This is a genomic window from Nonomuraea sp. NPDC059194 (genome assembly GCF_042754765.1).
In the GTDB taxonomy this organism is placed as follows: Bacteria; Actinomycetota; Actinomycetes; order Streptosporangiales; family Streptosporangiaceae; genus Nonomuraea.
Genome location: NZ_JBHZBH010000021.1, coordinates 43,282 through 56,924 on the forward strand (window position 1 = coordinate 43,282; position 13,643 = coordinate 56,924).

14 protein-coding genes are annotated in these 13,643 nt (G+C 70.5%); 3 read left to right on the forward strand and 11 right to left on the reverse strand.

Going from position 1 to position 13,643, the window contains the following annotated elements; genetic code table 11:
• Window positions 1–43 precede the first annotated feature (43 nt).
• The 6 genes from ACFXJ8_RS24680 to valS all read right to left on the reverse strand — a co-directional run bounded on the left by ACFXJ8_RS24680 (window position 44) and on the right by valS (window position 6,000).
• Complete coding sequence (locus tag ACFXJ8_RS24680) at window positions 44–706, reverse strand: DUF3159 domain-containing protein (RefSeq protein ID WP_379646302.1); 663 nt, start codon at window positions 704–706, stop codon at window positions 44–46.
• Between the two features lie 18 nt (window positions 707–724).
• Window positions 725–1,114, reverse strand: a complete 390-nt coding sequence (locus tag ACFXJ8_RS24685; protein ID WP_379646303.1) for an OB-fold nucleic acid binding domain-containing protein — start codon at window positions 1,112–1,114, stop codon at window positions 725–727.
• Between the two features lie 27 nt (window positions 1,115–1,141).
• Entirely contained in the window at window positions 1,142–1,795 is a 654-nt protein-coding gene (locus tag ACFXJ8_RS24690) for a DUF3710 domain-containing protein (protein ID WP_379646304.1), read from the reverse strand.
• A 14-nt stretch (window positions 1,796–1,809) separates the two neighbouring features.
• Window positions 1,810–2,247 carry a dUTP diphosphatase gene (gene dut / locus ACFXJ8_RS24695; RefSeq protein ID WP_379646305.1) on the reverse strand — a complete coding sequence of 146 codons (438 nt, stop codon included), beginning with the start codon at window positions 2,245–2,247 and terminating at the stop codon, window positions 1,810–1,812.
• A gap of 46 nt (window positions 2,248–2,293) precedes the next feature.
• Window positions 2,294–3,382 carry an AI-2E family transporter gene (locus ACFXJ8_RS24700; RefSeq protein WP_379646306.1) on the reverse strand — a complete coding sequence of 363 codons (1,089 nt, stop codon included), beginning with the start codon at window positions 3,380–3,382 and terminating at the stop codon, window positions 2,294–2,296.
• Between the two features lie 134 nt (window positions 3,383–3,516).
• Window positions 3,517–6,000 carry a valine--tRNA ligase gene (gene valS / locus ACFXJ8_RS24705; RefSeq protein ID WP_379646307.1) on the reverse strand — a complete coding sequence of 828 codons (2,484 nt, stop codon included), beginning with the start codon at window positions 5,998–6,000 and terminating at the stop codon, window positions 3,517–3,519.
• Window positions 6,001–6,042: 42 nt separating this feature from the next.
• On the opposite strand from valS, the gene ACFXJ8_RS24710 reads away from it, so the two are divergent.
• Window positions 6,043–6,324: a DUF4235 domain-containing protein gene (locus ACFXJ8_RS24710; protein WP_379646308.1), complete on the forward strand. Its 282-nt coding sequence runs from the start codon at window positions 6,043–6,045 to the stop codon at window positions 6,322–6,324.
• On the opposite strand, the gene ACFXJ8_RS24715 is transcribed toward ACFXJ8_RS24710, so the two are convergent.
• The 3 genes from ACFXJ8_RS24715 to paaN all read right to left on the reverse strand — a co-directional run bounded on the left by ACFXJ8_RS24715 (window position 6,305) and on the right by paaN (window position 10,251).
• A complete protein-coding gene (locus ACFXJ8_RS24715; protein ID WP_379646309.1) occupies window positions 6,305–7,690 on the reverse strand; it encodes a trehalose-6-phosphate synthase in 1,386 nt (461 codons plus the stop codon). The genes ACFXJ8_RS24710 and ACFXJ8_RS24715 overlap by 20 nt on opposite strands.
• Before the next feature lie 79 nt (window positions 7,691–7,769).
• On the reverse strand, window positions 7,770–8,603 hold the full coding sequence (locus ACFXJ8_RS24720) for a 3-hydroxyacyl-CoA dehydrogenase family protein (RefSeq protein WP_379646310.1): 834 nt from the start codon (window positions 8,601–8,603) through the stop codon (window positions 7,770–7,772).
• 1 nt (window position 8,604) lies between these two features.
• Window positions 8,605–10,251: a phenylacetic acid degradation protein PaaN gene (paaN, locus tag ACFXJ8_RS24725; RefSeq protein ID WP_379646311.1), complete on the reverse strand. Its 1,647-nt coding sequence runs from the start codon at window positions 10,249–10,251 to the stop codon at window positions 8,605–8,607.
• A gap of 79 nt (window positions 10,252–10,330) precedes the next feature.
• On the opposite strand from paaN, the gene paaK reads away from it, so the two are divergent.
• Complete coding sequence (paaK, locus tag ACFXJ8_RS24730; protein ID WP_379646312.1) at window positions 10,331–11,569, forward strand: phenylacetate--CoA ligase PaaK; 1,239 nt, start codon at window positions 10,331–10,333, stop codon at window positions 11,567–11,569.
• Between the two features lie 4 nt (window positions 11,570–11,573).
• Window positions 11,574–12,170 carry a TetR/AcrR family transcriptional regulator gene (locus tag ACFXJ8_RS24735; RefSeq protein WP_379646313.1) on the forward strand — a complete coding sequence of 199 codons (597 nt, stop codon included), beginning with the start codon at window positions 11,574–11,576 and terminating at the stop codon, window positions 12,168–12,170.
• A 64-nt stretch (window positions 12,171–12,234) separates the two neighbouring features.
• On the opposite strand, the gene ACFXJ8_RS24740 is transcribed toward ACFXJ8_RS24735, so the two are convergent.
• Both ACFXJ8_RS24740 and ACFXJ8_RS24745 read right to left on the reverse strand, forming a co-directional pair.
• Complete coding sequence (locus ACFXJ8_RS24740; protein ID WP_379646314.1) at window positions 12,235–13,062, reverse strand: hypothetical protein; 828 nt, start codon at window positions 13,060–13,062, stop codon at window positions 12,235–12,237.
• Between the two features lie 51 nt (window positions 13,063–13,113).
• Entirely contained in the window at window positions 13,114–13,413 is a 300-nt protein-coding gene (locus ACFXJ8_RS24745) for a DUF4193 domain-containing protein (protein ID WP_090929286.1), read from the reverse strand.
• Window positions 13,414–13,643 lie beyond the last annotated feature (230 nt).

A 13,643-nucleotide genomic window follows, 5' to 3' on the forward strand; every position in this document is an offset into this window, starting at 1 on the left:
TGACCCCGGTGGCCTCAACCGTGCTTGCCGTACCGAAAAGAAATCAGGCGGTGGCGGCCTGGATCGGGGTGCGGCCGCGGCCCAGCAGCCAGGCCATCGCGCCCAGGCCCGCGACCTGCAGCGGCCAGCCCATCAGCACCTTCGCCAGGCCCAGCGCCGCGATCGCCTCGTCGCCGCCGCCGAACAGGTAGATCGGCAGCTGCACCGCCACCCGCACCACGCACGGCAGCATGAGCAGCCACGTCAGCCTGGTGCACAGCTTCACGATCCCCTGGTCCCTGTGCCAGGCGGTGGGATCGCCCGTGACCGAGCCGATGAGGAAGCCGACGACCGGCCACCTGGTCACGATGGACAGCAGCATGGCCGCGGCGTATCCGGCGTTGTAGAGGATGCCGGGCAGGTAGACATCGCGCGCGTCACCGGTGCGGGAGGCGAAGAACCAGCCGATGCCGATGCCGATCAGGCTGTTGATCACGAACTGCGGGGTGGAGCGCTGCGCGACGCGCACCACCAGCAGCACGGCCGCGAGGGAGGCGCTGATGATGAGCGACAGGTTGAGCTGCTCGGTCGACAGCCACGACACCGTGAAGGCGATGGTCGGCACCGCGGCCTCGACGATGCCGCGGATGCCGCCGAGCGCCTTGGCCAGCTGCGCCCTGATGGCGGACTCAACGGTCTCATGGGCCGTAGCCTGCTCTGCTGTCACGTGATCGATCGCTCCCTGTCAGGCGCCTGGGCGCAGTTCGTAGCGCGGGTTGAACATCACCTTGCGCCCGTCTTGCATGCTGACCAGGCCCTCGGCCTTGACGATGCGGCCCGGCTCGATGCCCACGATCTTGCGTCGGCCCAGCCACACCAGGTCGATCACGTCGGAGCCGTCGTAGAGCTCGGCTTCCAGCGCGGGGGCGCCGCCCCGCGGTCGCAGCGTCACCGTTCGTAGGGTACCCGCCACGCAGAAGCGGCGCCTGCCACCGCAGGAGACGATCGGCGTGGCGCCCGCCTGGTCGGCGTCCTCACGCAACTCCTCGGCCTCCAGCTCGGCCTGGGTGGAGGCCAGTCTGCTGAAGAACCCGCGCAATCCCCCGCGTTTGGGGGGCTCTGCCGTACTAGTCATGATGACCCAGCTTATGCGATGAGGCGGTCAGCGGGTTTCGGTGATTTCCGGCCCTCGCTCGAACGGGTCGAGCCCGGCCTCGGGCGCGCCGGGCGTGGCGTGCCGCTCACCGGGGATACGCAGCAGGATCGGCTCCTCGGGGGGCATCGGGTCCTCGCCGCGCACCACGACCACGTCGCGGATGACGGCCTCGAACGGCTCGGCCGCGGCGGCGTCGAGGGCGGCCTTGCCGCTGAGGACCGCGCGCAGGAACCAGCGCGGGCCGTCGATGCCGACGTAGCGGACCGACTGGGTGCCGGCCTCGCCGGGGATGCTGCCCACCAGTTCGGGGCCGAACGGGCCCTCGGTCACCTCGACCGAGCCGCCCGCCTCCTTGACGCTGGCGGCCAGCTTGGTCCTGACCTCGTCCCACAGGCCGCCGCGCTTGGGCGCGGCGAAGGCGTGCAGTTGCAGGACGCTGTCGTCGTGGAGGACGACCACGCCGATCGGCTGGTCGCCCGCGACGGCGATCTGCACGTCGAGGCCCTCGCCGACGCTGACGCGCATGCCGCCGAGGTCGACCCGGTCGGCCTCGGGGTGGGGCTCGTCGGCATCCCACGGGCCCGACTCGCGGGCCGGCCGCTGCTCGGCCACCTCCGCGGCAGCCTGCTCGGGCTGTTCACGCCTGCGACGTCGGAACACTGTCGATCACTCCCTCATCTGCCCGTGGAACCGAAGCCGTCGGCTCCGCGCACGGAGCCCGGCAGCCGGTCCACCTCGTAGAAGGTGGCCCGCTCGACCCGCTGGACGACCAGCTGGGCGATACGGTCGCCGCGGCGCAGCCGGACCGCTTCCTTGGTGTCGGTGTTGAGCAGCGTCACCTTGATCTCGCCCCGGTAGCCCGCATCGACGGTGCCGGGCGCGTTGACGAGCGTGACGCCGTGCTTGGCGGCCAGTCCGGACCGCGGGTGCACGAAGGCGGCGTAGCCGTCGGGCAGCGCGATCGCCACGCCGGTGCCGACCAGCGCGCGCTCGCCCGGCAGCAGCTCGACGTCGGCCGCGGCCACCAGATCGGCCCCCGCGTCGCCGGGATGCGCGTAGCTCGGCACCGGCAGGTCGGGGTCGAGGCGGTGGATGAGCACCTCTACGGTCATGCGGTCTCCTCGCTACACCCCAACGTACGCGTCATGAGGGATGAGACTACCCCTTGGGCTGCTTGGATTCGCTCTTCGCGGGAACCTGCGGCGGTGGTGGCGGCTCAGGCGGTGGCAAAGCCGCGCTTTCATGCCGAAGCTCCGGAAGCGCCCGGTAGATGACAGCCGCGACCGGTACGGCTACGGCCGCCCCCGCGATGCCGCCGAGGATGCCGCCCACGGCCAGCACGATGATGATCGCGAGCGGGTGGAAGTTGAGCGCCCTGCCCACGATGAGCGGCTGCAGCACGTGGTTTTCCAGCTGCTGTTCGACGATGAGCACGGCCAGGAAGATCAGCGCCTTGATCGGGCTGGTGGTGCCGAGGGTGACGAGCGTGGCGACGGTGCCGGCGATGAAGATGCCGACGATGGGGATGAAGCTGGCCAGGAAGATGAGGATGGCCAGCGGCGCCCACAGCGGCACGCCGAGCCCGGCCAGCACGATGCCCATGACCAGGCCGTGGACGGCGGCGACGGCCACGGTGCCCTGCACGTAGTGGGAGACGGTCGTCCAGGCCACCCGGCCGGCCCTGTCGACCCGCGCGGACATGCTGCCGAAGGCCTTGAGGAACCAGGACCAGATCCGGTCGCCGTCCTTGAGCAGGAAGAAGGTCACGAACAGCATGAGCACGAGCGAGGCGAGCACCTCGATGGCGACCTGCCCGGCCGTCAGCACGGTGTTGGTGATGGCGGTCTGCGAGGTCTGCAGCTGGCGGGTGATGGCCTGGACCCAGTCGTCGAGCTGCTTGGTGTCGAGATGGATGGGGCCGGTCACCAGCCAGTCGCGCAGCTCATTGATCGACTTCGAGACCTGGTCGACCACGGTGGGGAACTCGTCGCTCGCCCTGGCGCCGATGAGCCAGCCCGCTCCGACGAGGATGGCCAGCGCGACCAGCAGGGTGATCCAGGTGGCGTAGATGGGCCGCAGGCCCGCCCTGGTCAGCCTGCTGGTCAGCGGGTAGAGCAGGGCGGTCAGCAGCAGCGCGATCGCCACCGGCAGGGCCACGAAGCTGAGCCTGGCGACGATCGAGGCGAAGACGTAGACGACCACGCCGACGACGATCAGGCACACGCTCCAGGCGGCCAACTTGGCCACGACGGGAGGTACCAGCTGGGTTGGGCGGTCGGAGAACACGTGTTCAAGACTGTCACGCCGCCGACTCGAACGCGCGCGGTTATCGCCGTGGACGAACGATCAGGGGGCACGGCGACCCGCCGTACCCCCTGCAATCAGGCCAGATCGACCGCTACGGTCAGCTCCTCGCCGGGCTCCAGCACGAACTCCTCGACGTTGCCCGAGCCGCACAGATCGTCGGCGCCCTGGCGGATCAGGGCGGCCTGCGGGGCATGGACGGTGAGCCTGGCGATCTCGGCGCGCATCGACACCTTCGCCTCTGACTTGGCCTTGCGGACCTGCCGCAGCACCTCCGACACCAGCGCCAGCAGCGCGGGGTCGCCCTGGCCCGCCTCGGCCTGCGGCCAGGCCGCGCGGTGGACGGACCCCTCACGCCACCACGACCACACCTCTTCGGTGACGAACGGCAGGAACGGCGCGAACAGCCGTAGCTGCACGTCGAGCGCCTGCCTGAGCGCCGCGTGCGCGGAGGAGGCGGCGGCGTCGCCGTCGTAGGCGCGGGCCTTGACCAGCTCCAGGTAGTCGTCGCAGAAGGACCAGAAGAACCGCTCGGCCACCTCGAGCGCCCGCGCGTAGTCGTAGCCCTCGAAGGCGTCGGTCGCCTCCCGCACCGTCTGGGACAGGGCGGCGAGCATCGACAGGTCGAGCGGCTCGGTGACCCGCTCGCCCTCGGGGAAGCCGAGGACGAACTTCGACGCGTTGAGGATCTTGATGGCCAGGCGGCGGCCGATCTTCATCTGCCCCGTGTCAAAGGCGGTGTCGGTGCCGGGACGGCCGCCGGCCGCCCAGTAGCGCACGGCGTCGGAGCCGTACTCCTCCAGCATGGACATGGGCGTGGTGGCGTTGCCCTTGGACTTCGACATCTTCTTGCGGTCGGGGTCGAGGATCCAGCCGGAGATCGCCACGTTCGTGAACGGCAGCGAGTCGAACTCCTGGTGGGCCCGCACGACCGTGGAGAACAGCCAGGTGCGGATGATCTCGTGCGCCTGTGGCCGCAGGTCCATCGGGAACACCCGCGCGAACAGGTCGGGGTCGCGCTCCCAGCCGCCGACGATCTCGGGTGACAGCGAGGAGGTGGCCCAGGTGTCCATGACGTCGGTGTCGCCGGCGAATCCGCCCGCCACGCCGCGCTGCTGCTCGGTGTAGCCGGGCGGCACGTCGGAGGACGGGTCGACGGGCAGCATGTCGTCGGTGGGCAGGATCGGCTCACCGGTGTCGACGTCGTACCACACCGGCAGCGGCACGCCGAAGAAGCGCTGGCGGGAGATCAGCCAGTCGCCCGCCAGGCCCTTGACCCAGTTGTCGTAGCGCACCCGCATGTGCGGCGGGTGCCAGACCAGCTCGGCGCCCCTTTCCAGCAGGCGCTCGCGCAGCTCGGCGTCGCGCCCGCCGTTGCGGATGTACCACTGGCGGGTGGTGACGATCTCGAGGGGCTTGTCGCCCTTCTCGAAGAACTTCACCGCGCGCTTGACCGGGCGCGGCTCGCCGTCGAGGTCGCCCGACTCGCGCAGCATCTCCACGATCCGCTCGCGGGCGCTGTGGACGGTCTTGCCCGCCAGCTCCTTGTACGGCTCGGCCTCGACGCCCTCGGGCGGCTCGGGCAGCAGCCGGCCGTCCCATCCGATGACGGGCCTGGTCGGCAGGTTGAGCTCGCGCCACCAGGTGACGTCGGTGATGTCGCCGAACGTGCAGATCATCGCGATGCCCGAGCCCTTGTCCTGCTCGGCCAGGTGGTGGGCGAGGATCGGCACCTCGGCGCCGAACAGCGGCGACAGCACGCTGGTGCCGAACAGCGGCTTGTAGCGCTCGTCGTCGGGGTGGGCGACGAGCGCGACACAGGCCGGGATCAGCTCGGGCCTGGTCGTCTCGATCCAGACCGGGCCCTGGTCGCCGTAGAAGGAGATGCGGTGGAAGGCCCCCGGCCACTCCCTGTCCTCCAGCTCGGCCTGGGCGACGGCGGTGCGGAAAGTGACGTCCCACAGCGTCGGCGCCTCGGCCCGGTAGGCCTCGCCGCGGGCGAGGTTGCGCAGGAAGGCGCGCTGGGAGGCGGCGCGCGAGGCGCCGTCGATGGTGGCGTAGGTCAGGCTCCAGTCGACCGAGAGACCCAGCCGACGCCACAGCTGCTCGAAGGCCTTCTCGTCCTCGATCGTGAGCCGCTCGCACAGCTCGATGAAGTTGCGCCTGGAGACGCTGACCTGCTGCTTGCCGGGCTTGTCCGGCGGCTGGAAGGACGGGTCGTACGGCACGGCGGCGTCGCCGCGCACGCCGTAGTGGTTCTGCACCCTGCGCTCGGTCGGCAGGCCGTTATCGTCCCACCCCATCGGGTAGAAGACCTCGCGCCCGCGCATGCGCCGGTAGCGGGCGATGGTGTCGGTGTGGGTGTAGGAGAAGACGTGGCCGACGTGGAGCGAGCCCGAGACGGTCGGCGGAGGGGTGTCGATCGAGTAGATCTGCTCCCGCGTCTTCGACCTGTCGAAGCGGTAGATCCCCTCGGATTCCCAGCGCTCTACCCATACCTGCTCCAGGCCGTCGAGAGTGGGCTTCTCGGGCATGGGCGCATGGCGTGATCGCTGAGTCATGCCTCCAAATGGTACGCGGCGAAGACGAATAGGGTTGCACACATGAAGACAGAGGAGAAGCCTGACATCGCCTGGCGGGTGATCGGCGGTCTGGTGGGTCTGGCCACCGCCTGGGCGGCCAAGAAGCTGCTCGGCTACGCGTGGGTCAAGGCCACCGGCAAGCAGCCGCCGATCGACACCGAGTCCGACGAGGTCGGCATGGCCGAGGCGATCGGCTACGCGGTGGTGATGGGCGTGGGCATGCAGGTGGCCCAGATCGTGGTCAACAAGACCGCCAAGAAGCGCTACCTCGCCTGGAAGGCGCTCAAGACTCCAGCGCAGTGAGGAACTCGCTCGCCCAGCGGTCCACGTCGTAGGTCGAGACCCGGCGGCGCAGTGCGCGCATCCGCCGGGCCACCTCGTGCGGCGTGGCCCGCATGGCGGTCATCATCGTCCGCTTGAGCCCTTCGACGTCGTAGGGGTTGACCAGGTAGGCCTGCCGCAGCTCGTCGGCGGCCCCGGCGAACTCGCTCAGCACGAGCGCCCCTCGCAGGTCGTGGTGGCAGGAGACGTACTCCTTGGCGACCAGGTTCATCCCGTCGCGCAGCGGCGTCACGACCATCACGTCGGCCGCCAGGTAGAGGGCGGCCAGCTCCTCGCGGTCGTGCGACTGGTGGAAGTACTGGATCGGCTGGGCGCCGAGCGCGGAGTGCTCGCCGTTGATGCGGCCCACCTGCAGCTCGATGTCGTCTCTCAGCCTGCGGTACTCGTCGACCCGCTCCCTGCTCGGCGTGGCGATCTGCACGAAGACCGCCTCGCCCGGGCTCAGCCTGCCCTCCTCCAGCAGCTCGCCGAAGGCCTCCAGGCGCTGGCCGATGCCCTTGGTGTAGTCGAGCCTGTCGACGCCGAGCAGCACGTGCTCGGGATCGCCGAGTTCGGCGCGGATCTCCTTGGCCCGCTGCACGATGTGCGGCTCGCGCACCATGTCGTCGAGTTCGGAGAAGTCGACCGAGATGGGGAAGGCCTGCGCGGTGACGACGCGGTCGCCGGCGTAGACCTCGTTGCTCTTGTAGGACAGCCCGAGCAGGCGCCGGCAGAGCCTGATGAAGTTGGAGGCGCCGCCGGGCAGCTGGAAGCCGACCAGGTCGGCGCCGAGCAGGCCTTCGAGCAGCTCGGTACGCCACGGCAGCCGCCAGAACAGCTCGACGGGCGGGAAGGGGATGTGCAGGAAGAAGCCGATGCGCAGGTCGGGGCGGAGCTTGCGGAGCATGGCGGGCACGAGCTGCAGCTGGTAGTCCTGCACCCAGACGACGGCGCCCTCGGCGGCCGCCTCGGCGGCCGCCTCGGCGAAGCGCTCGTTGACCTTGCGGTAGGCGTCCCACATGCGGCGCTCGAAGACGGGCGTGGCGACCACGTCGTGGTAGAGGGGCCAGAGGGCGGCGTTGGAGAAGCCCTCGTAGTAGAGCTCGATCTCCTCGGCCGACAGCGGGACGGGGATGAGGTTCATGCCGTCGTGCTCGAACGGCTCCACCTCCTCACCGGGCGCGCCGTGCCAGCCGAGCCAGGCGCCCTGGCGGCGCTGCATGACGGGTGCGATCGCGGTGACGAGCCCGCCGGGGCTCCTCCGCCACGAGGCCGTGCCGTCGGGTTCGACCGTTCTGTCCACCGGCAACCGGTTGGCGACGATCAGGAACGAGCTACGGCCGGCCACGCATGTCCTCCTACGGAACGACGGAAGTCGAAAGTCCGTAGACATGTACCCCGGACATGTACAAAGAAACACAAACCGGTCAGTTGCCCCAGGTGTAGAACCCTTTCCCCGTCTTACGCCCCAGCTCGCCCCTGGCCACCATCTCGCGCAGCAGCGCGGGCGGCTCGAAGCGCGGCCCGAGCCTGGCGTGCAGGTATTCGGCGATGGCCAGCCGTACGTCGAGGCCGACCAGGTCGCCGAGCCTGAGCGGGCCCATGGGATGGCTGTAGCCGAGCGTCATGGCGGTGTCGATGTCGTCGGCGCTGGCCACGCCCTCCTCGACCATGCGGATGGCCTCCAGGCCGAGCAGCACGCCGAGGCGGCTGGTGGCGAAGCCCGGCGAGTCGTTGACCACCACGCCCGTCTTGCCCAGCGCCTCGACGTGCCGCCTGGCCGCGGCCAGCACGCCCGGCGGGGTGTGCTGGGTGACGACGATCTCGACGAGGCGCTGGACCGGGACGGGGTTGAAGAAGTGCAGGCCGACCAGCCGGTGCGGGTGCCGCAGCCCGGCCGACAGCTCGCTGATCGACAGCGAGCTGGTGTTGGTGGCCAGCAGCGCCCTGTGCCCGACCCGCGCCTCGGCCGCGGCCAGGACCTCGACCTTGAGCCTGGGGTCTTCGGGCACGGCCTCGATCACCAGGTCGGCCGCCTCCGGCACGGGCCCCACCGACAGCCGCCGCAGCGCCTCGTCGGCGCGCACGTCCTGCTGCCTGGACTCGGCCGTCCGCAGCCCCCTGGTGATCCGCTCGACGGCGGCCGCCGCCGCCTCCTCACCGGCCTCCTGTACGGTCACCCGCGCGCCCGTGGCGAGGAAGACCTGGGCGATGCCGGCGCCCATGCGCCCGCCGCCGATCACCGCGACCCGGACGGCCATGTCAGGCGGGGCGGCGCGACTGGACGACGAAGAACCGGCCCGCCACGTAGCCCGGATCGGTGAGCGAGGCGGTCGCGGCCGGGTTGGCGCCCGTGCCGTGGTAGTCGCTGAAGGCCGCCGACTGGTTGACGAACACGCCGCCCGTCAGGTTGCACGACAGGTTGACCCCCGCGTCGAGCGCCGCCCTCTCGGCCGCCTCCAGCACCTGCGGCGAGGTGGAGTAGACCGAGGCGGTCAGCGCGCCACGCGCCGAGATCGTGCGCCGCAGCACCGCCAGCGACTCCTGCGTGGAGTGCGTGGCGATGACGAAGGCGACGGGCCCGAAGTGCTCGCGGCCGTAGATCTCCTCCTCGGCCTGGGAGAGCTTGACGATCACCGGCGTGCGCACCGTCGCCCCTGGGAAGGACGGGTGGGTCACCGTACGGGACTCCAGCACGACCTCGCCCAGCGAGGGCGCGGCCGCCAGCCTGCCCAGCACGCCCGCGTTGACGATCGCCCCGGTCAGCTCGACCGCCCTGGCGTCGTCGCCGGGCAGGCGCGACACGGCGGCCCCGAGGTCGGCGGCGACCTCGGCGAAGCTCTTGGGCCCCGCGTCGGTCTGGATGCCGTCGGAGGGGATGAGGATGTTCTGCGGGGCCGTGCACATCTGGCCGCTGTAGAGCGACAGCGAGAAGGCGATGTTGCCGAGCATGCCCTTGTAGGAGTCGGTGGAGTCGACGACGATCGTGTTGACCCCGGCCTTCTCGGTGTGCACCAGCGCCTGGGTGGCGTTGCGCTCCAGCCAGTCGCCGTACTCGGTGGAGCCGGTGAAGTCGACGATCCGCACGTCGGGGTGGGTGGCGAGCTGGGTGGCCAGGCCCTGGCCCTCCTCGGCGGCGAGCGTGACCAGGTCGGGGTCGAAGCCCGCCTCCTCCAGCACCTCGCGGGCGATGGCCACGGTGATGGCCAGCGGCAGGATCGCGCCCGGGTGCGGCTTGACGATGACGGGGTTGCCGGTGACCAGCGAGGCGAACAGGCCCGGGTAGGCGTTCCAGGTGGGGAAGGTGTTGCAGCCGATGACCAGGGCGACGCCGCGCGGCACGACCGTGAACGTCTTCTCCATGACCAGCGGCTCGCCCTTGGCCGGCTTCTCCCACCGCGCCCGCGACCCTGCGGCTCTCATCGCGGCCAGGCCGTAGGCGACGGCCTCGAGCCCGCGGTCCTGCGCGTGCGGCCCGCCCGCCTGGAAGGCCATGACGAACGCCTGGCCCGTGGTGTGCTGGACGGCGTTGGCGATCTCGAAGCTGCGCTGGTTGATCCGGTGCAGGATCTCGGCGCAGACCTGCGCCCGCACCTGCGGGCCCGCGTCGCGCCATGCGGGCATCGCCGCCCCCGCCAGGTCGACGAGCTGCTCGGGCGACGGCTCGGGGTAGGTCACCCCCAGGTCCATCCCGTACGGCGAGCGCTCGGCGCCGATCCAGACGCCCGTGCCCTGCTGGTCGAGCGGGAACGGCTTGCCCAGATACGACTCGAAGGCCTCCTTGCCGCGCTCGGCCGCGCCCTCGCCGTACACCCTGGGGCTCGGCGACTCGGGGTAGGCGCTCCAGTAGCCCCGCTCGGCGATGGCCGTCATGGCCTTTGTCAGCGTCTCCCCGTGCTGGTCGAACATGGTCTGCGCCTCCCTTGACAGGACCTGCGGACGATGATGTGTTTACCGAACATTCGGTCAGCTGACAAGGGAGACATGGGTGGAGTCCGTACACCGCATCTCGCCGGACGAGCTGGCCGCGCTGCAGCTGGAGCGGCTGCGGTGGACCCTCGACCACGCCTACCGCAACGTCGCGCTCTACAGGGAGAAGTTCGACGCGGCGGGCGTGCGCCCCGACGACTGCAAGGAACTGGCCGACCTGGCGAAGTTCCCGTTCACCACCAAGGACGACCTGCGCTCGTGCTACCCGTTCGGCATGTTCGCGGTGCCGCGCGAGCAGGTGGTACGCGTCCACGCCTCCAGCGGCACGACCGGCAAGCCGACCGTGGTCGGCTACACCAGGCGCGACATCGACACCTGGGCCGACGTCATGGCCAGGTCGCTGCGGGCGGCGGGCGGCAGGCCCGGCGACATCGTCCACGTGGCCTACGGATACGGACTGTTCACCGGCGGGCTGGGCGCGCACTACGGGGCCGAGCGGCTCGGCTGCACGGTGGTGCCGGTTTCCGGCGGCATGACGCCCCGTCAGGTGCAGCTCATCACCGACTTCCGTCCCGACGTCATCATGGTGACGCCGTCGTACATGCTGGCGCTGCTGGAGGAGTTCGAGGCGCAGGGCCTCGACCCGCGCGCCACCTCGCTGCGGGTCGGCGTCTTCGGCGCCGAGCCGTGGACGGAGGAGATGCGCGCCGAGATCGAGGGCGCCTTCGGGCTCGACGCCGTCGACATCTACGGCCTGTCGGAGGTGATCGGGCCGGGCGTGGCGCAGGAGTGTGTGGAGACCAAGGACGGCCTGCACGTCTGGGAGGACCACTTCTATCCCGAGATCGTCGACACCGGCGCCGACGGCAGGGGCGAACTGGTCTTCACCTCCCTGACCAAGGAGGCCATGCCCGTCATCCGCTACCGCACCCACGACCTGACCCGCCTGCTGCCCGGTACGGCGATGCCCGCCTTCCGCCGGATGGAGAAGGTGAGGGGACGTACCGACGACATGATCATCCTGCGTGGCGTCAACGTCTTCCCCACGCAGATCGAGGAGATCGTGCTGCGCACGCCCGGCCTGTCGCCGCACTTCCTGATCGAGCTGAGCCGGCCCGGCCGCCTCGACGTGATGACGGTGCGCGTGGAGGCCGAGCCCGGCGCCTGCGCCGACGCCCTGGCCAGGACGGTCAAGGACACCGTCGGCGTCACGATCGCGGTCGAGCTCGTGCGGCGGGGGGCGCTGGCCAGGTCGGCCGGCAAGCTCCAACGGGTAGTGGACCTTCGGGATAATTAGCCACATGTCCACCACTTCGGCCCGTCAGCGCGGGCGCGGGCACGACCCCGAGTCCGTCCTGCACACGGCCGTGACGGTGTTCAACGAGCGCGGCTACGACGGCACCAGCATGGAGGACCTCGCCCGCGCGCTCGGGGTGACCAAGTCGGCGATCTACTACCACGTGCCGGGCAAGGAGCAGTTGCTCGCCCGGGCCCTCGACAGGGCGCTGGACGGCCTGTTCACGATGATCGCCGACCCGATGGCCACCTCGGGCCCGGCGATCGAGCGGCTGGAATGGGTGGTACGGCGCAGCGTGTCGATCCTCGTGGAGCGCCTGCCGTACGTCACACTATTGCTGAGGGTGCGCGGCAACAGCGTCACCGAGCAGCACGCGCTGGAGCGGCGGCGCGAGTTCGACAGGTTCGTCAGCCACCTGGTGAAGGAGGCGGCGGCGGAGGGGCACATCAGACCCGACGTGGATCCCGCGCTGGTGACGCGGCTGCTGTTCGGGACGGTCAACTCCATCACCGAGTGGTACCAGCCGTCACGCGGCGCCTCGGCCGACGAGCTCGCCGCGGCCATCCTCACGATCGCCTTCGACGGCCTGCGCACCCGCTGACCCGCCGGAGCCCAGGGGGCGAGGCGGGGGAAGGCCCGCCACCCCGGGCGCCGACGACGAGGGGTCAGCTTTCGAGTTGGGCCGCGCCGGGGCTCGGCGGGAGCGTCGGCCGCTTGATGCGCAGGTCGGCGCGGATGGCCTCGCCGAGCTTCTTGGTGGCCGCCCTGTTGAGCATGCCGCCCGCCACGGCCCCGGTCAGGAACGGCCCGAGGGTCGTCAGGTGCCGTCCGAGGGTCCGCATCAGCCTGTTGCGCAACGCGGTCTTCGTCGCCGCGCCCAGCGCGAGCGTGACGGAGGCGGGCGCGAGCGGGTCGATGCCCCGCTGCTTCGACCACGCCACGGTGTACGCGACGGCCCGTTGCGTGCCCGTGCCGGGCACGTCGACACCGTAGACCTGGTGGAGCTCGGCCAGCAGCTTCACCTCGATGGACGCCACCACGATGGTCTCGGCGACCAGTTGGGCGGGCGCCGACAGCAGCAGCGGCGGGGCGGCGAACTCGGCGGCGGCCAGTGCCCCGCCGATGGCGCCGACCGTCATCGTCGCCTTCTGCGCGGTGCGGACGAGATCGTCGGCGAGCTGCTCGCCGGTCAGGCCGTGGTGGTGCTCGGAAAGAGTGGCGAGGTCCCTGATGGGGATGCGGGGCGCGATGTTCAGGAAGACATCGGCCAGCCACCTGCCCCTGCCGACGCCGGAGGCGTTCGCCTTCCTGGCTCCCTCGGCGAGGGCGCCGGTGAGGCGGCCGAGCAGCCTGCGCCGCTCGGCGCCCTCAAGCTCCCCCGGCTGCACCAGGCGGCCGACGAGCTCGCCCACCTCGTTATCGACGGCCTCGACCTGGTGTTCGCGTTGGTCGGCCGAGGCAGCGGACGACTCTGCGACCCCTGGCTCGTTCACAGGGTCGTCCCGCTCCTCTTTCTTGGATGACACGATGCGGTGCCCTCTCCGTCAGGCGGCGCACTCCCTGCAGACCTGCTGGCCGTTCCTCTCGGAGGCAAGCTGGCTGCGGTGGTGCACGAGGAAGCACCGCGAGCAGGTGAACTCGTCGGCCTGACGCGGTATCACCCTCAGGGACAGCTCCTCATTCGACAGGTCCGCGCCGGGCAGCTCGAGCGACTCGGCGAGGTCGGTCTCGTCGATGTCGATGCTGCCGGAAGACTTGTCTGTGCGCCGCGCCTGGAGTTCCTGGAGGCTGTCCTCCCCCAGGTCGTCATCGGTCTTGCGCGGGCTGTCGTAGTCGGTAGCCATTGTGCTCGCTCCATCCCCCTCATCTATGGTGTCGCGCTCGTCGCGCGTATCTAACGTCCGAGAGGCCCATCTTGTGCCCGATTCCTCAGGGAGATTTGTCCATCGGTACCCCGCGGGAACGGCTGCTGAACCTCCCGACACGAAGGGCGTGCCGCCAACGGCTCGTGGTTAGCCAAATATGGCGAAACCCACAGCATTGGCGGCATGCACCACCGCGTTCGACGGCACAT